At 74.5% G+C, this 16490-nt stretch carries 14 protein-coding genes; 5 read left to right on the top strand and 9 right to left on the bottom strand.

Going from position 1 to position 16490, the window contains the following annotated elements; genetic code table 11:
* Together ACPOLA_RS17730 and ACPOLA_RS17725 are read right to left on the bottom strand one after the other, a co-directional pair.
* Positions 1 to 722: dihydroxy-acid dehydratase domain-containing protein (locus tag ACPOLA_RS17730; protein ID WP_435771833.1), on the bottom strand; the 722-nt coding region annotated here is incomplete at its 3' end.
* 68 nt (positions 723 to 790) lie between these two features.
* On the bottom strand, positions 791 to 1873 hold the full coding sequence (locus ACPOLA_RS17725) for a WD40/YVTN/BNR-like repeat-containing protein (RefSeq protein ID WP_435771832.1): 1083 nt from the start codon (positions 1871 to 1873) through the stop codon (positions 791 to 793).
* Positions 1874 to 2046: 173 nt separating this feature from the next.
* Here ACPOLA_RS17725 and ACPOLA_RS17720 point away from each other — a divergent pair, with 173 nt between their 5' ends.
* Positions 2047 to 2352, top strand: coding sequence for a hypothetical protein (locus tag ACPOLA_RS17720; protein WP_435771831.1), 306 nt, complete (start codon positions 2047 to 2049; stop codon positions 2350 to 2352).
* A gap of 1 nt (position 2353) precedes the next feature.
* On the opposite strand, the gene ACPOLA_RS17715 is transcribed toward ACPOLA_RS17720, so the two are convergent.
* Positions 2354 to 5188 carry an ATP-binding protein gene (locus ACPOLA_RS17715; protein WP_435771830.1) on the bottom strand — a complete coding sequence of 945 codons (2835 nt, stop codon included), beginning with the start codon at positions 5186 to 5188 and terminating at the stop codon, positions 2354 to 2356.
* Positions 5189 to 5340: 152 nt separating this feature from the next.
* Between ACPOLA_RS17715 and ACPOLA_RS17710 the strand changes: the two genes are divergently transcribed.
* On the top strand, positions 5341 to 7266 hold the full coding sequence (locus tag ACPOLA_RS17710) for a hypothetical protein (protein WP_435771829.1): 1926 nt from the start codon (positions 5341 to 5343) through the stop codon (positions 7264 to 7266).
* A 58-nt stretch (positions 7267 to 7324) separates the two neighbouring features.
* Here ACPOLA_RS17710 and ACPOLA_RS17705 read toward each other — a convergent pair whose 3' ends face one another.
* Positions 7325 to 7906, bottom strand: a complete 582-nt coding sequence (locus ACPOLA_RS17705) for a DUF488 domain-containing protein (RefSeq protein WP_435771828.1) — start codon at positions 7904 to 7906, stop codon at positions 7325 to 7327.
* Between the two features lie 74 nt (positions 7907 to 7980).
* Between ACPOLA_RS17705 and ACPOLA_RS17700 the strand changes: the two genes are divergently transcribed.
* Genes ACPOLA_RS17700 through ACPOLA_RS17690 form a run of 3 tightly spaced genes read left to right on the top strand, consistent with a single transcriptional unit; the run spans position 7981 to position 10984 of the window.
* Positions 7981 to 8856, top strand: a complete 876-nt coding sequence (locus ACPOLA_RS17700) for an EamA family transporter (protein ID WP_435771827.1) — start codon at positions 7981 to 7983, stop codon at positions 8854 to 8856.
* 32 nt (positions 8857 to 8888) lie between these two features.
* Positions 8889 to 9812, top strand: coding sequence for an alpha/beta fold hydrolase (locus tag ACPOLA_RS17695; protein ID WP_435771826.1), 924 nt, complete (start codon positions 8889 to 8891; stop codon positions 9810 to 9812).
* Positions 9809 to 10984, top strand: coding sequence for a PQQ-dependent sugar dehydrogenase (locus ACPOLA_RS17690; protein WP_435771825.1), 1176 nt, complete (start codon positions 9809 to 9811; stop codon positions 10982 to 10984). The genes ACPOLA_RS17695 and ACPOLA_RS17690 overlap by 4 nt, the downstream gene beginning before the upstream one ends.
* Here the strand turns inward: ACPOLA_RS17690 and ACPOLA_RS17685 are convergent.
* Genes ACPOLA_RS17685 through ACPOLA_RS17665 form a run of 5 tightly spaced genes read right to left on the bottom strand, consistent with a single transcriptional unit; the run spans position 10981 to position 16319 of the window.
* A complete protein-coding gene (locus ACPOLA_RS17685; RefSeq protein ID WP_435771824.1) occupies positions 10981 to 11790 on the bottom strand; it encodes an ECF transporter S component in 810 nt (269 codons plus the stop codon). The genes ACPOLA_RS17690 and ACPOLA_RS17685 overlap by 4 nt on opposite strands.
* Positions 11787 to 13430 carry an ABC transporter ATP-binding protein gene (locus ACPOLA_RS17680; RefSeq protein WP_435771823.1) on the bottom strand — a complete coding sequence of 548 codons (1644 nt, stop codon included), beginning with the start codon at positions 13428 to 13430 and terminating at the stop codon, positions 11787 to 11789. The genes ACPOLA_RS17685 and ACPOLA_RS17680 overlap by 4 nt, the downstream gene beginning before the upstream one ends.
* On the bottom strand, positions 13427 to 14560 hold the full coding sequence (locus ACPOLA_RS17675; protein WP_435771822.1) for an energy-coupling factor transporter transmembrane component T: 1134 nt from the start codon (positions 14558 to 14560) through the stop codon (positions 13427 to 13429). The genes ACPOLA_RS17680 and ACPOLA_RS17675 overlap by 4 nt, the downstream gene beginning before the upstream one ends.
* Positions 14557 to 15192 carry a hypothetical protein gene (locus ACPOLA_RS17670; protein WP_435771821.1) on the bottom strand — a complete coding sequence of 212 codons (636 nt, stop codon included), beginning with the start codon at positions 15190 to 15192 and terminating at the stop codon, positions 14557 to 14559. Before ACPOLA_RS17670 ends, ACPOLA_RS17675 begins: the two co-directional genes overlap by 4 nt.
* Positions 15177 to 16319, bottom strand: a complete 1143-nt coding sequence (locus tag ACPOLA_RS17665) for a prenyltransferase/squalene oxidase repeat-containing protein (protein WP_435771820.1) — start codon at positions 16317 to 16319, stop codon at positions 15177 to 15179. The genes ACPOLA_RS17670 and ACPOLA_RS17665 overlap by 16 nt, the downstream gene beginning before the upstream one ends.
* Positions 16320 to 16490 lie beyond the last annotated feature (171 nt).

Below are 16490 nucleotides of genomic sequence, written 5' to 3'. Positions count from 1 at the left end.
GCGCCGGACCGGGGGGCGAAGCCGTCGCGCCGGCGGTCGACCGCCGGCGGTGCCGCCGAGCCGGGCAGCGACATGCCGAGCGCCTCGCCGACGGCGGCCATCGTGTTGGCGGTGTACATGCCGCCGCACGCGCCCTCGCCGGGACAGATGGCGCGCTCGATGCGGTCGACCTCCTCGCGGCTGATCTTGCCGGCGAGGCAGGCGCCGACCGCCTCGAAGGCGTCGATGATCGTCACGTCGCGGCCGTCGACGTTGCCGGGCATGATCGACCCGGCGTAGAGGAAGACGCTGGCCAGGTCGAGCCGGGCCGCGGCCATCATCATCCCGGGCAGCGACTTGTCGCAGCCCGCCAGCAGCACCGAGCCGTCCAGGCGCTCGGCCTGCATCACCACCTCGACGGAGTCGGCGATCACCTCACGCGAGACCAGCGAGAAGTGCATCCCCTCGTGCCCCATGGAGATGCCGTCGGAGACCGAGATCGTCCCGAACTCCAGCGGGTAGCCGCCGCCCGCGTGGACGCCGTTCTTCACCGCCTTCGCCAGCCGGTCCAGCGAGAGGTTGCAGGGGGTGATCTCGTTCCAGCTGGACGCCACACCGACCTGCGGCTTGGCGAAGTCCTCGTCACCCATGCCGACCGCCCGGAGCATGCCACGGGCGGCGGCCCGCTCCAGGCCGTCGGTGACGTCGCGCGAGCGGGGCTTGATGTCGGGGGCGTCGGTCATGCACCCAGGTTAGTGGCGGACCCCGCGTCGCCGACCCGATATCTCAGCCGCACCGACGTGACCTTCGACTACTCCACCACCCCGACCTTGACGGTCATCACGTCCGGCAGGTTGGCGACGATCTGTCGCCACGTCACCCCGTCGTCCGCGGAGGCCCACACCGAGCCGTTGCGCGCGCCGAGGTAGACGCCTGCCGGGTCGTGGGAGTCGGCGCACATCGCGTCGCGCAGCACACCGACGTAGAACGGGTCCGGCAGGCCGCGGTCGTACGGCGTCCAGGACTCCCCCGCGTCGTCGCTGCGCCACACGCGGGCGCGGGCGTCCGGCGGGTAGCGGCCGTCGCCGCCGCCGAGCGGGAACACCCAGATGGTGTCCGGCCGGTGCGGATGCACCACGAGGGGGAAGCCGAAGTCGCTGGGCAGCGAGTCGCCGATGGACGTCCACGAGCCGCCCTCGTCGTCGGAGCGATAGACGCCACCGTGGTTCTGTGCGTAGAGCCGCTCGGGCCGGCTCGGGTGCCGGGCCACCTTGTGCACGCACTGGCCGAACTCCGGGTAGCGCTGGTCCTCGGGCAGGAAGTCGGCGCGGATGCCGCGGTTGCGCGGCTCCCACGAGGCGCCGCCGTCCGCGGTCTGGTAGACGCCACCGGTCGAGAGTGCGGCGGTGAGCGATGCCGGGTCCGTCGGGTGGGGCAGCACGGTGTGGAAGGCCTGGCCGCCGAACCCGGCGTCCCACTGCGGCCGGTGGGGATGGTTCCAGAGCGCCTCCTCCAGGGCGAAGGTCTCGCCGCCGTCCCTGGAGGTGAACACCGCTCCGGGCTCGGTGCCGGCGTGCAGCACGCCGTCGTCCGCGCCCGGCACGAGCTGCCAGATCCGCGCCAGCGTGGCGCCCGCCCCCTCCGGGAACCGGATGGCGCCGTTGGGCGTCTCGTGCCACGTCTCCCCCAGGTCGTCGGACCAGCGCAGCTGCGGGCCGAGCCAGCTGGACGACGCGCCGGCGAACAGCCGCGGCGTGCCGCCGCGGGTGTCGACGAGGCAGGAGTAGACCTCCTCCATGTCGTGGTGCGGGCCGGTGAAGGTCCATCCGGCGCGGTCCTCGGACCGGCCGACCCACAGGCCCTTGCGGGTACCGACCATCAGGATCGTGGTCATGCGCTCTCCTCCTGGACACGATGGCGCGCGGCGCCGCTCGGCGGGCGCCGTACCGGGGACGACCCGGGCTGGCCGCCGAACTCATCGGTCGGTGGCCGGCCGGGTGGGCGCCGATCGTTGATTACGTGGTCACCACGGATGCCCGGGCCCGCCACCGTGCCGATGCTGGACGCATGACGACGCTGCTGCTGACGCTGGCCCTCGACCCGGAGCGGACCGAGGACGTCGTCGAGCGGCTGCGCACCGAGCTGGCGCCGTGGCTGCGCCGCCGGCCCGGGTTCGTCACCAGCCGCTGGCTGCTCGCCGACCAGCAGGACCGCTGCACGGTGGTGGTCGAGGTCGGTTGTGGGGCCGACCTCGACCACCTCCTCGCCGCCGTCCGGGCGACGCACACGAACCCCGCGCGGTCGTGGCACTGCGAGCGGGTGGAGGCGGTCCAGGACCTCCACCTGGCGGAGCGGCCCCCGGTCGGGCTGTGAGTCACTCCGCGAGGTGACCGGCGAGCTGGCCACGGTCCTCGCTGCCCGTGCGCTGCAGCAGCCGGGCGACGTGGGTCTCCACCGTCCGCACGGAGAGGTAGAGCCGGTCGGCGATCTGCCGGTTCTGCAGTCCGGCGGCGACGAGCTCGAGGACGTCGTACTCCCGCGCGGTGACGCCGAGCCGCTGGAGGTGCGCCGGCACCCGGCCGCTGCCGGCCGCCTTGCGCGGCACGGCGAACCCCGCCTCGCGCATCCAGACCCGACAGACCGACGCCGCCTCGGTCTGGCCGTAGCCGACCAGGCCGTCGAGGACGTGCCGGAACCACGGCTCCGGGTCGCCCCAGCCGTCCGCCGCAGCAGCCCGGGCGACGAGCAGCCGGGCGTGGAGCTCGGGCCACGGCTCCCGATCGGGCAGCACCCACTCCGCGTCGGCGAAGACGCGCTCGGCCTCCGGCCCGCGGCCGGCGCGTCCGAGCGCCACCGCGTCGGCGTAGCGCAGGGCGAACCAGTTGTGCGGCGTGTTGGCCTGGGGGCCCGAGCGCACCTCCTCCCTCGCGGCCGCACCGTCGCCGGTGAGGACCGTCTCGAGGAGCGCCCACAGGCCGCGGAGTGAGAACGGCAGGCTGGGGACGCGCCGGTGATAGTCCATCGCGACACCGAGGTGCTGGCGGGCCTCGTCGTAGCGCCCGTGGGCCAGCGTGACGAAGGCGCGCACGTGGCCCGGCACGCCGACGGAGCGCAGGGCCTCGTCCATCGGACTCGCCAGGGCGACGGCCACATCACGCTCCATCGCCTCCGGCCGGCCCGCCAGCCCATGGGTGGTGGCCCTCAGGAGGTAGCCGACGGCGAGGTCGGGTAGCCGCAGGCGGCTCATCACCGTGATCGCGTTGTCCACGGCCTCCATCGCCCGGTCCAGCTCGAGGTAGCGCAGCCGCACCAGGTTGAGCTCGATCTCGATGCGGGCCGCGGTCGCGATCGCACCCGCCTCGAGCGCCAGCGCCCGGGCGGCGACCAACCGGTCCTCCACCGGGCGGCGGACGGCGAGGTCCAGGCTGCCGAGCGCGGCCAGCAGCCGGCACTGCCACAGTCGCAGGCCGTGCTCCTCCGCCAGCCGGTAGCCGGCCTCGAACGCCTCCTCCGCGGCGACGTAGTCGCGTGCCCGGGCGGCCCGGCCCAGCGCCTCCCACGCCTCGCAGGCGACCTCGGGCCGGTCGTCGCCCACCGCGTCGAGCGCAGCCCGGGCCCGCTGCGCCGCGAGGAGGTCGTCCTCCCGGCCCAGCGCCAGTCGCGCGGCCAGGACGTCCTCGACCACCGGGTCGTGCCCGGCCGCCGCGTCGAGCATCGCCGCGGCCTCGTCCCAGCGTCCGCCCGCCAGCAGGGCACGCGCCAGCCGCAGTCGTACGGCGGCCAGGCGGGTGGCATCGTCGGCGAGCTCCGGCACCAGCCGCTCACCCGCGGCGACCGCACGCGTGACGTCGCCCGCCAGGGCGTGCACCTCGACCTCGGCCTCCAACGCGTCGGCCTCCAGCGCGCTGCCTGGCGGGCAGTGCCGGAGGGCACGCTCCACCGCGTCGAGGGCGCTGGTGAGCGCCCCGCTCAGCACCGCCTCCCGCCCGGCGTCCAGCCAGCGGCGTGCCGCGCCGGCCTCGTCCCCCGCAGCCTCCGACAGCTCCGCCAGCAGGCGGAGCCCCTCCGCTCCGGTGACGCTGCCGTCGAGGGCGTCCGCGAGCACGCCGGCGAGCCGCACGCGATCGGGGGCGAGGAGTCCGGCCAGCACCGCCTCCCGGGTGAGCGCGTGCCGGAAGCCGAAGCCGTCCGGCGGGACCGGCTCGACGAGACGGTGGTCGCCGAGCTCCCGCAGCGCGGCAGCGACCGACCGCTCCTCCAGCCCGAGCGCCGCGGCGACGATGCGCCAGTCGAACTCCGACCCGAGCATGGCGGCCGCCGCCACCACGTCCTGGGCGATCGGCCCGAGCAGGCGCAGGCGCTCCTCCACCGACCGCGCGAACGACTGGGGCACCAGGACCGAGGGCTCCCCCACCAGGGTCCAGACCATGGTGGAGTCGCCCTCGCCGACCAGGAGGGCGCGGTCGCGGAGGTCGGCGAGCATCTCCTCGATGAACAGCGGGTACCCGGCGCCGTACCGGCGGAGCCAGGCGAGCGCCGCATCAGGGGGCTCCCCTCCCAGGCAGGCCCGGGCCATCACGGCGACGTCCGCGTCGTCCATCGGGTGCAGGTCGACGACGGTGGCCGAGCCACGTGACTCGAGCGCGGCGACCACCTCGGTTGCCAAGGGCGACTCGTGCGGCCGGGTGGTGGCCAGGACCAGCAGCGGCACGTCGGCCACGTTGTCCCCGAGGTACTCCAGCACGGCCAGCGTCTCCGGCCCCGCCCAGTGCAGGTCCTCGACGGCGAGCACCAGGCCGGGCTCCTCGACGCAGGAGGCGAGGCGCAGCAGCGCCTCGCCGATCAGCATCACCGAGGACGCGCCGTCGTCGGTGACGGGACCCAGCTGGGGCGCGAGGCGTGCCAGCGCCGGCAGGTACGGCGCCAGCCGGGGATCCTCGGGGACGGGCTGGTTGCGCAGCCAGCCCAGCAGGGCCTCGCTCAGCGGACGCAGAGGGGTCGGTGCCGCAGCGCGCACCGCTCGACCGGACATCACCGCCATCCCGCCGGCCGCGGCGTCGGCGAGCACCGCCGCGCAGAGCCGCGACTTGCCGATCCCGGGGTCGCCACGCAGCACCCACAGACCACCGCGTCCCCCGGTCAGGTCCCCCACCGCAGCCGCGAGGCGCGCCTGCTCCGTGGTGCGGGAGACCAGCACCGGACAGCGCACGAGCGCATCGTAAGCGTTGTGCGGGCTGCCTCAGCGTTGTCTCCGTGGATCGGGGAGCTGGTTGCGTGGTGCGCGCGGATGTGGACGGGGCCGGTCACGGAGCAGATTTGCCGTACTGAGCAGCACCCACCCCCCCTCTGAAAGGCAGCACCATGCGCAAGCAGATTCTCGGACTCACCTCGCTGGCGGTCATCGCCGCCGGCACGGCCGCCGTCGGGCTGGCCGGAGCGCCGGCCCAGGCGGTCGCCGGCTACGACGCCGGCAACATCAGCGGCACCGGCGCACTCCCCACCGACGTCGACGTGGTCGCCACCGGCGACGGCGACGCCGTCGCCGCTTGGGTCCGGCCCGTCGTCGGCGGCGTGCGGGTGTATGCCGCCCACGCCACGGACGGCGACTGGTCGGCACCCGTGAACGTCACCCCGGCGCCGGTCACCTCGGCAGAGGACCTGCACCTCGCCGCGAGCACCAAGGGCGACGTCGTCGCCGTGTGGACCCAGGTCGTCAACGGCGAGGAGCGGGTGCGCGGCTCCCGCTACCTCGGCGGCGGCACCTGGGACGGCTCCGCCACCCTGAGCACCCACACCACGACCGCGATCGGGGAGACCGCCGTCGGCATGGACGACGCCGGGCGGGTCCACGTCGCCGTCGCGGCGGAGATCGACGCCACCGACCCCCTGCTCGCCGCCATGTGGCCGAAGGGCGGTGCCCCGCAGTTCACGCAGATCGACTCCTACGGCGCCGAGCCCTCGCTCGACGTCGCCCCCGACGGGGCCGTGCTGGTCGGCTACAAGGGCCTCCACCAGGGCGAGAGCGCGATCGAGGTCAGCCGCCGTACCGCCACCAGCAGCTGGTCCGCGCCGGACGCCGCCTCGTGGCCGGACAACGCCTTCTCGGTCGACGTCGGCATCGCCGACGACGGCGCCGGCACGGTCGTCTTCGTCGGGAAGGACGGCGCCGACAACCGGGTCGTGTCCTCGAAGGTGAGCACCAGCGGCACCGTCGGCGGTCCGGACATCGTCTCGCTCGCCGGTTGGACGGCCTCCAAGCCGGCGGTCCACGTCAGCCCCGACGGCACCGCGATCGCGAGCTGGGCCGACTTCGACGGCGAGGACTACCGGCTGCTCTCGGCGGTCCGGCCGCCGACCGCCGGCTTCGGAGCGCCGGGAGTCGTCCAGGCGGGGACCGTCTCCTCGACGGACTCCGAACCGTTCCTGACGGGCACCGGCCGCCAGGCGGTCGTGCACGACGACGGCGGTCAGCTCACCTTCCGCTACCGCACCAGTCCGCTCCTTCCGGCCGGCACCTACGCCGCGGGCCCGGCCGACGACGGCCTGTTCGCCGCCGACGCCGACCGTCGCGGGAACGTGGTGGCGGTGGGCGTGTCCGCCGCAGGGAACTCCTCCTTCGTGCAGGCCGACCACCTCGACATGGGCGGCCCGGTCGCCACGGTGACCGGCCCGGGTCCGCAGGTGGTCTCGACCTCCGTCCCGGTGACCTGGACCGCCACGGACACGATCGCCGGGGTCAAGAACACCGACGTGATCGTGAGCTCCGCACCTTGGAACAGCGGCACCTTCAGCAACCCGACGGTGGTCGGCGACAACCAGCTGGCGTCCCCCTACGGGTTCAAGGGCTCCTTCGGCCGCACCTACTGCTTCGAGGTGCAGTCGGTCGACAACGCCAACAACCTCGGCGCCCGCTCGGCCAAGCGCTGCACCGCGGTCCCGCTCGACGACCTGTCCCTGAAGGGCTCGGGCTGGAACCGCAAGAAGAAGTCCGGGCACTTCAACGGCACCCTCACCTTCACCTCGACGAAGGGCAAGGTGCTCACCCGCACCGGCGTCCGCGCCCGCCGTCTGGTCCTGGTCGCCGCCAAGGCCCCGAACGGTGGCAAGGTGCAGGTCACCTGGAACGGCAAGAGCATCGGCACGATCAGCCTCAAGGGCACCGCGGCGAAGAAGAAGGCCATCGGCATCGAGACCTTCAGCAAGGTCCGGGTCGGCACGGTGAAGATCAAGGTGGTCAGCGCCTCGGGGCGGCCGGTCCACATCGACGGCCTGGTCGTCAGCAAGTAGCGATGACCGCCGGCGAGCCGCCGACCCGTCTCCGGACGGGTCGGCGGCTTGCTTCGTCTCACCGGTCGTCGCCCGGCTCCGGCTCTGCCGGATAGGTCAGCTCACCGTGGGGACCGACCCTCGGCGTGGATCCCCACCGCCCCAGCTCGTGGCGGCGCGAGCTTCCGTCGCCCATCAGGTGCCAGACGGTCCAGCCGCGAGCGGCGAGGGTGTTGGCGATCAGGAGCCGGTGACACCGCCACGGCATCGGCTCTCCACACATCACCGCGACCCGATGCCGGGTGCCGAGCGCCTCGAGCTCGGCGATCCCCCTCCGGTAGGCCGGGCCGAGGGCGTAGTCGGCGTAGTTGTGGAAGCTCTGGTTGCGCCACCCGGCGTTCAGTGCCGGATCGACGTCCTGTCGGCGCCGACGGCCGGCCAGGTCCGGGAGGTGGCGGTAGCCGATCCCCGCGTCGGCGAGCCAGCCCGGCATCCGCTCCTGGTCGAAGTGCGGGTTGCGACGCGAGCCCGGCTGAGCGCGGACGTCGACGAGGAGGTCGATGTCGTGGGCGAGCAGCCGATCGACCACGACGGACTGAGGACAGCTCCAGTGGCCGACCGTCCACGCCGTCCGCTGCTCGAGCCCCGTCGAGTGAGCCATGCCGACCACGGTACGGATCGCCGCCGGAGCCGCCCGCCACGCCGGCCGGGGCCTCGCACTCCTAGATTGGGCCCGTGCCCGGCGCCCCCTCCCACCGACCGCCGCTGGGTGCGGCGATCGCCCTCGTGCTGCTGGGCATCGCCTCGGTACAGCTCGGAGCGGGCTTCGCCAAGCGGCTCTTCGACGACATCGAGCCGGACGGCGTGGTCTGGCTGCGGCTGGCCAGCAGCGCCGTCGTACTGGTCCTGTGGGCACGGCCCCGGCTGCGCGGCCGGAACCGTGCCGACTGGCTGGCGGTGATCCGGTTCGGCGCCTGCCTCGGCACCATGAACTGGGCGATCTACCAGTCGTTCTCGCGGATCCCGATCGGCGTCGCCGTCACCATCGAGTTCATCGGCCCGCTGGTGCTCGCGGCGGTCGGCTTCCGTCGCGCACGGCACCTCGCCTGGGTGGCGCTCGCCGCGGTCGGGGTGGTGCTGCTCGGTTTCGAGCGCACCCACCTGGACCCCGCCGGGGTCGCGTTCGCGCTGCTGGCGGGCGCGGCGTGGGCCGGCTACATCCTCTCCAGCGCCGAGACCGGCCGCCGGTGGGCCGGACTCGACGGTCTCGCGGTGGCGAGCCTGGTGGCGGTGGCACTCCTCGGGCCGCTGCTGCTCACCGTCGAGCAGGGGGCACTGTTGGACACCCGCATCCTGCTGATGGGAGCGGCGGTCGGGCTGCTCAGCTCGGTCGTGCCCTACAGCGCCGAGCTGGTCGCCCTGCGGGGCCTGCCGGCGGCGACCTTCGGAGTGCTGATGAGCCTCGAGCCGGCGGCGGCGGCGCTGGCCGGGCTGATCGTGGTCGGCGAGGACCTCGCGCCCGTGCAGTGGGCCGCGATCGGCTGCGTCGTGGTGGCCAGCATCGGCGCGACGAGGGCGACCCGGCTGCCGATCCACCCGGACGTCGGCTGAGGGTCGTGGGCGCGGTCGGGCACAATCGGGCCATGCCGACCTCCCGATCCACGCCCGAGCAGCGGCTCCGGTCCGCGTCGGTGGCCCACCGCGACGTCCTGTCCGACGACGGCACCTACCTGCGCGCGTGGACCAACGACCCCGACGGGGTGATCGACGGTCCGACCGTCGTGCTCTGCAACGGTCTGGGCACCAACGCCTTCCTCTGGCCCTGGCTTCTCGACCCGGCGTGCGGCGTGCGCGTCGTGTCGTGGAACCACCGCGGCGTCGGCGGCTCCGAGCGCCCGCGCGACAAGGGCGGCGTCGAGATCGAGCACTTCGTGCAGGACGGCCTGTCGGTGATGGACCACTTCGGCATCGACAGTGCGGTGCTGATGGGGTGGTCGATGGGAGTCAACACCGCCTTCGAGCTCACCTACCGCCATCCCGAGCGGGTCCGCGGCATCGTCGCCGTGTGCGGCGTCCCGGGCGACACCTTCGGCACGATGCTGGCGCCGCTGCGCCTGCCGCGACCCGTCGCGCGGGCGCTGACCGTCAACCTCTGCCGCGTCGCCAAGCACACCGGCTGGGTCGCCAGCCCCTTCGTCCGCCGCATCCCGGTGGGGCCGCGGACCGTCCGGCTCCTTGGCCGGACCGGCTTCATGTTCCCGGTCGCCGACCCGGAGGCCGCCGCGATCGGCCTCAAGGAGTTCGTGCTGACCCCCGTCGACTGGTACGCCCGGCTGGCCCTCGGCACGTCGCGCCACGCGCGGGTGCGGCTGAGCCGGATCGAGGTGCCGACCGTCTTCATCGCCGGGAGGTACGACGTCCTGGCGGGCGCCCGCGACATGGCGAGTGCGTCCCGACGGCTGGAGTCCAGCGAGTACGTCGAGCTCCGCGGCTCCCACTTCGTCCACCTCGAGCAGCCCGACCGGGTCCACGAGGTGCTGCTCGACTTCCTGGCGCGGTTCGCGTGAGCAGGCCCCGCGCGCTGCTCGGCGCAGCACTCGCGCTCGGACTCACGTCCGGACTCGCGGCCGGCTGCGGTCAGAGCGGCAACGTCAGCGAGGTCGACGTCTCCGGGACCGCCTCGGCCTCACCGACCGCCACGGCCGAGGACGGGGGGAACGGCTTCACCGCCGACGGAGAGCCTGATGTCGTCGCCACCGTCGCCAGCGGGCTCGAGGTCCCCTGGGGCCTGGACTTCCTGCCCGACGGCCGGGCGGTGGTCGCCGAGCGTGACTCGGCCCGGGTCCTCGTCGTCACCCCTCCGGAGGTGACCGACGGCTCCGCCGAGGGCGAGGGCGAGGTGGTGGAGGTCGGACGGATCCCCGCGACCGATCCTCGCGGCGAGGCCGGCCTCCTCGGCGTGGCCGTGTCGCCGAGCTTCGACTCCGACGGCCTGGTCTACTTCTACGTCTGCACCGCCGAGGACAACCGGGTGGTCCGAGCCCGGCTCGACGGCGACCGGCTCGGCGACGTGGAGCCGGTGCTGACCGGCATCCCGACCGGTGTCATCCACGACGGCGGCCGGCTCCTCTTCGGACCGGACGGCCACCTCTACGTCAGCACCGGCGAGGCCGGGGACCCGCAGCTGGCCCGCGACCGCGACTCGCTCGCCGGGAAGGTCCTGCGGATCACCACCGAGGGCGAGCCGGCGCCGCAGAACCCGTTCGGCACCGTCGTCTGGTCCTGGGGACACCGCAACGTGCAGGGTCTGGCGTTCGACGACCAGGGCCTGCTGTGGGCCTCGGAGTTCGGCAACGACGAGGCCGACGAGCTCAACCGCATCGTCCCCGGCGAGGACTACGGCTGGCCCGCCGTGGAGGGCAGCGGCGGACCGGACCGGTTCGCCCAGCCGGCACTGACCTGGCGGACGTCCGAGGCGTCGCCGTCCGGCCTCGCGTACGCCGGCGGCCACCTGTGGATGGCGGCGTTGCGCGGGGAGCGGTTGTGGCGGGTCACCGTGACCGACGGACAGGCGAGCGACCCGACGTCGTACTTCTTCGCTGACGGTGCGGGCGAGTACGGCCGGATCCGCAGCGTGGCCCGCGACGGCGCCGGCCGCCTGTGGGTGACGACCAGCAACCGGGACGGCCGCGGCTCGCCGGCGCCCGAGGACGACCGGATCCTGCTCGTCGAGCCCTAGGTCCGCACGACACGCGCGCGACGTGCCGCCCGCCGCAGCGTGGTCAGCACCGCCGGCCCCAGCAGGGCGATCGCCAGCGCGTTGGTGATCGCGCGGCCGGTGTCCCAGCCGCCGGTCGAGGTCAGCACCGTGTAGAGCAGGAAGTGGTGCAGGTTCTCCAGCAGCGGCGCCCCCGGCGCGTATGACAGCTCGGTCGAGTCCTGGCCCGGCACCTGGACCCCGGCGATGAACGGCCAGCCCTGGAGGTTCATCAGCAGACCGTAGACGTAGGCCGAGACCACGCCGTACGCCGCGAGCATCACGATCTCCCGGCGCCCCCGCGTCCTGCGGGGCAGCAGGCCCGCTCCCATCCCGACCCACGCCGCGACCAGCATCTGGAACGGCAGCCACGGGCCCACGCCGGCCGTCATCAGCGCGGACGCGAACAGGGACGTGCAGCCGAGCACGAACCCGAACCCGGCGCCGAAGACCCGGCCGCCGAGGATCAGCAGGAAGAAGACCAGCTCCAGGCCCGCCGTGCCGGCGCTGACCAGCCGCAGCACGGCGTTGACCGCGCTGAGCACGCCGAGCACGGCGAGGACGCGTGCGTCCATGCCCCCCTCGCTCAGCTCGGCCAGCACGACGGCCAGGACGACCGGCAGCAGCAGCAGGAAGAGGAAAGGCGGGTCGACGCGCTCCGTCGACGCGGGGTCGACCTCGAGCAGCAGCGGCCACGCGAGCATCAGCACCCCGATCCCCGAGGTGACGGCGAGCACCGCGGAGGATCGCAGCCGCAGTGGTACGGCGACCTGCCGCTCCCCGCTCATCGGGCGACCTCACCGGCGGCCGTGAGCGCGGCGGCGACGTCGTCGACGGACAGCCAGCCCGGCCCGAGCACCTTGGTCGCCTGCGGGGCGAATGCCGGCGACTCGGCGAGGGCGACGGCCACCGGCCCTGCGGAGACCACCTCGCCCTCCGCGAGCACCACCAGCTCGTCGGCGACCTGGGCGACGAACTCCACGTCGTGCGTGGCGACCAGCACCGCGCGCTCGGACCCCGGCTCGGCGGCCAGCTCGCGCAGCACGGAGGCGAGCGCCCGCTTGGCCGGGTAGTCCAGGCCGCGGGTCGGCTCGTCGAGCAGCAGGACCGGCGGCCGGGCGGTCAGCACGATCGACACCGCGAGCGCGAGCCGCTGCCCCTCCGAGAGGTCGCGCGGGTGGTGCTGGGGGTCGATGTCCGGCGCGAGCCGGTCGAGCAGGTCGCGGCAGGTCCCGCCCGCCGCGCCGGCCGACCGGTCGGCGGCCTCGCACTCCTCGGCCACCGTCTCGAGGTAGAGGAGGTCCGCCGGGCTCTGGGGCACCAGGCCGGTCGTCGCGCGCCGCTGGTCGGCACGGAGCGTCGCCGGCTCCCGTCCGGCGACCAGGACCGTGCCGCGCTGCGGCGCGTGCCGCCCCTGGAGGGTCCACAGCAGCGTCGACTTGCCCGCGCCGTTGCGGCCCATCAGCGCGGTGACCCTGCCCGCGTGCAGCGAGAGGTCGACCTCGCGCAGCACCGGGGTCCGGCCGTGGGCGACCACCAGGCGGCGTGCGGTGGCGAGCGGCTCCTCTCGCACACCGGTGCCGGGGTGGCCGCCGGGGACGAGCCCCTCCAGCCGGGCCTTGAGCGGTCCGGCCCGGCGGCGGGCGTCGCGGACGGTCAGCGGCAGCGGCTCCCAGCCGGCGAGCCGGCCGAGCTCCACGATGGGGGGTGCGATGGGGGACGTCGCGAGCACCTCCGCGGGGTCTCCGACCCGGAGCGCACCGGGCCGACGGGGGTCGCCGCCGATCAGGCAGAGCCGGTCGGCGAAGGGCACCACCCGCTCGAGCCGGTGCTCGGCGACGAGAACGGAGACGCCGAGGTCGTGCACCAGTCGCGTCAGGGTCGCGAGCACGTCCTCGGCCGCGGTGGGGTCGAGCGCGGAGGTCGGCTCGTCGAGCACGAGGAGCCGCGGGTGCGCGGTGAGGACGGAGCCGATCGCCACCCGTTGCTGCTGGCCTCCGGAGAGCGTGCGCAGGTCGCGGTGGCGCAGGTCGGCGATCCCCAGCAGGTCCAGGGTCTCCTCCACCCGGCGCCGCATCGTCGGTGCCGGCAGGCCGAGCTGCTCCATGCCGAAGGCCAGCTCCTCCTCCACGGTGTCGGTGACGAACCAGGCGGGCGGGTTCTGGCCCACGTAGCCGACGACGTGCGCTCGCTCCCGGGCCGGTTGGTGCAGGACGCTCGTGCCGTCCAGCAGCACGTCGCCGGTGAGCGTGCCGCCGGTGAAGGCCGGGGCCAGCCCGGCCACGATGCCGAGGAGGGTCGACTTCCCCGAGCCGGTCGGCCCTGCGAGCACGACGAGCTCGCCGTGCTCGACGGCGAGGTCGACGTGCTCCAGCACGGGCACCGGGTCGTCGTCGTACCGGAAGGTGACGTCGCGCAGCTCCATCATCGCACCGCCACCGCCTCCCGCACCGGTGCTGGCGCGGTCGACGCCTCGGCACGCCGCTGCGCCGTCAGCGGCGGCGGCGCCACCCACACCGGCAGCACTCCGACCACCACCGCGGCCACCGCGGCCAGGGACACGTCCGGGGCGGCGGTGACCGCGGGATGGGCGACCAAGACGTCGGTGCGCTGCACGGCCCACAGGCCGGCACCGGTGGCCACGCCGGAGAGGGCGACCAGCACCTCGGGCAGCCGCCAGCGGTCGGGCCGGTAGCGGGTGCGTCGTACGCGACGGCCCGCGAGCGTGAACCCGACCAGCGCGGTGCCGGTGCCGAGGACGAGCATCGGCCAGGCGAGCAGGCGGGGTGCGGTGCCGTCGAGGAAGGCGTAGACCCCGACGCAGACGCCGAGGAGGCCGGTCAGCATGAGCGCACCGGTGGCCCGGCGCTGGCCGGCGCTGAGCACTCCCGTGCGGCCGTAGCCGCGCGCGTCCATCCCGGCGGCGAGGGCCAGCGAGCGCTCGAAGGAGTCCTCCAGGATCGGGACGAGCATCCGCCGCGCGCCGCGGAACCGCTGCAAGCGTCCCTGCGGGCCGCCCCGAAGCTGCTGCGCCGCACGCACCCGTCGGGCGCTGTCGGCCAGCTGCGGCACGACGCTGATCGCGACGGTCATCGCGGTGCCGACCTCGTAGAGCGCCGGCGGCAGCGACTTCATCAGCCGCTTGGGGTTGGCGAGCGCGTTGGCCGCTCCGACGGCGACCAGGATCAGGGCCAGCCGGCCGCCCTCGTAGATCGAGGCGACCAGCTCGGCCCGGGTGAACGCGCCGAGCAGGCTGATGCCGGCCGCGAAGTCCGGCAGCGGGATCTCGGGCAGCCGGAACAGCACCTCGCCGGGCACGTCACCGCCGAGCAGGATCCGGAAGGCCACCCGGACCACCACGACGAGCAGCGCCAGCCAGAGGTAGAGCCGGAAGGAGCGGGCCCACGGCTGGTCGGAGCGGCAGGTCAGCACGGTGACCGTGGCGACGGCGAGCAGCAGGACGAGGAGGACCGGGTTGGTGGTGCACGACGCCCCGACGGCCAGCCCGACCGCCCAGGTCCACCAGGCGACGGGGTGCAGGTCCCGCGGGATCCTCACGACGAGCGCCTCCGCGCGAGCGGTACGGCGGCCGCCGCGCCGAGCACGACGAGGCCCAGGGCGACGGCAGCCCACGGCGGGAACCCGCCCTCGCCGGAGTCGGCCGCCGGCTCGGGCGCGCCCTCGGCGACCTGCTCACCAGCGCCGGCGGCGAGGCCGCCGTCGGCGACCACCACGTCCGGCGGCGCCGCGTCCACGTCGCCCTGGTGCCAGGCGAAGCCCACGTAGCCGCCGCGGGGCACCTCCAGCTGGTCGGCGCCGAGCGTGGCGTAGGTCCACTCCCCGGCGTCGTCGGACCACCACAGGCTCCAGTAGGCGGTGCCCTGGGTGCACGGGCCCTTCTCCGGCTTCCCGCTCACGCTGCACACGAAGCCCTGCATGCCGGGGGCGCGGGTGTAGGTCAGCGGGAAGCCGCTCGTGCGGAAGAGGTGCGCGGCCGTGCCGGCCTTCACCGAGCACGCGACCCGGGTGCGGCCGCCGAGCTCGTTGAAGTCGACGACGACGGTCACCTCGTCGGACGCGCAGGTGGTGACCGCCTCGCCGGCGGCCGCGGTCGGCGCCGTCAGCGGGGCGGCCGCGAGCACCACGCCCGCGGCCACCGCCGCACGAAGGAGCGCTACGACGCCGGGCACGGCGCCTCCGCCGCGCCCTCGGGAACCGCCAGCAGCGCCGGGAGCGCCTGCGCGGTGGCCAGGCGCCACTGGTACTCGCTCTTGGGCGTCAGCCCGCGCTCAGCGGCCGCGGACAGCGCGGCGTCGTCGAACGCGATCGCGCCCGTCTCGTCGGCCAGGGGGCCCTCGCACTCGCCGAGCTGGTGGGCCCGGACCCAGGCGGCCGCCTCGGCCGCGGCCTCCTCCTCGCCCGCCAGGTGCAGTGCCCAGCCGGCGAGCCCGGTGCTGTTGCTGTTGGGGATGACCGCTCCCCCGCTGCCTCCGGAGAACGAGCCGTCGTCGGCCTGCTCGGCAAGGATGTAGTCGATGCCCCGGTCGAGTGCCGCGGCCAGGTCGGGGTGGTCCTCCGCGAGGTCGTGCAGGAGCACGTAGGCGAGGGCCGTGGTGTCGACCGGCTCCCCCTTGCCGCCGGCCGCGCCACAGCTCTGATCGGCCGCGTCGGGCTCGGCGAAGCTCAGCCGGAAGTAGCCGGCCTCGCACTGCTGCTTCAGCAGGAATTCGCGCGCGGCGTCGGCCTCCTCGGAGCCGGCGAGGGTCAGCCCGCGCACGGCCCAGGCCTGGCCGAAGGAGTTGGCGAAGTCGCCGTACTCGCTCTGGTCGCTGATCCGGCCGGCCGTGGCGCCCTCGTCGGCGGTGCGCTCCTCGAGCTGGGCGACGAGGTCCTCGCCGCCGAACTCGTGCGGATCGGCGCCGGTGTCGGCTGCGAACGAGACCAGCTTGGCGGTCGAGCCGGCGTAGACGTCCTCGCCGGGGCTCGCGTACTCGTCGACACCGCCGGCGAGCGCCTCGGAGATCTGCGGGACGGCTTCGCTGTGCTCGTCGACGGCGAGCAGGGCGTACGCCGCCTCGACGGTGGTGCTGTAGTCGGCCGTCTTGAACTCGCGGTTGAACAGCACGCCGTCCTGCAGCTCGCCCTCGAGCCACGCCGCACCGGCCAGCGCGGCCTCCGGGGTCTCCGTGGTCGCCGACGCGTCGTCGCGCACCGTCTGCTTCCCGTCGTCCTCCTTGCCGCAGGCCGTCAGGCCGAGGGCGAGGGCCAGGCCGACCGCCCCGAGGAGGCGGAGCGGACGGTGCGAGTGCGTGGACATGGGTTCCTTCCCGCTGCATGCAGCGGGAGGACCGGCGAGGCCGACGACCCGCTGCGCTCCACGACAGCGTTTGTGTCAGGACGTGCCCGCCAGGTGCTCCGGCTCACCGCCCCGTCGGGACGGCCTACGGTTGCGGGTCAGCGCCGGACTTCGACCGGCTTCCCCCAGCAA

Source organism: Nocardioides proteolyticus, assembly GCF_051280635.3.
In the GTDB taxonomy this organism is placed as follows: Bacteria; Actinomycetota; Actinomycetes; order Propionibacteriales; family Nocardioidaceae; genus Nocardioides.
Note: the sequence above shows the minus strand (reverse complement) of the source record. Positions and strands in the feature narration are given on the sequence as shown.

What these genes read in the sequence shown, in the direction of transcription:
- ACPOLA_RS17685 (WP_435771824.1), bottom strand. Translation starts at nt 11,790, where the DNA reads ATGAGCGGGGAGCGGCAGGTCGCCGTACCACTGCGGCTGCGATCCTCC.
- ACPOLA_RS17665 (WP_435771820.1), bottom strand. Translation starts at nt 16,319, where the DNA reads ATGTCCACGCACTCGCACCGTCCGCTCCGCCTCCTCGGGGCGGTCGGC.
- ACPOLA_RS17680 (WP_435771823.1), bottom strand. Translation starts at nt 13,430, where the DNA reads ATGATGGAGCTGCGCGACGTCACCTTCCGGTACGACGACGACCCGGTG.
- ACPOLA_RS17725 (WP_435771832.1), bottom strand. Translation starts at nt 1,873, where the DNA reads ATGACCACGATCCTGATGGTCGGTACCCGCAAGGGCCTGTGGGTCGGC.
- ACPOLA_RS17710 (WP_435771829.1), top strand. Translation starts at nt 5,341, where the DNA reads ATGCGCAAGCAGATTCTCGGACTCACCTCGCTGGCGGTCATCGCCGCC.
- ACPOLA_RS17695 (WP_435771826.1), top strand. Translation starts at nt 8,889, where the DNA reads ATGCCGACCTCCCGATCCACGCCCGAGCAGCGGCTCCGGTCCGCGTCG.
- ACPOLA_RS17705 (WP_435771828.1), bottom strand. Translation starts at nt 7,906, where the DNA reads ATGGCTCACTCGACGGGGCTCGAGCAGCGGACGGCGTGGACGGTCGGC.
- ACPOLA_RS17720 (WP_435771831.1), top strand. Translation starts at nt 2,047, where the DNA reads ATGACGACGCTGCTGCTGACGCTGGCCCTCGACCCGGAGCGGACCGAG.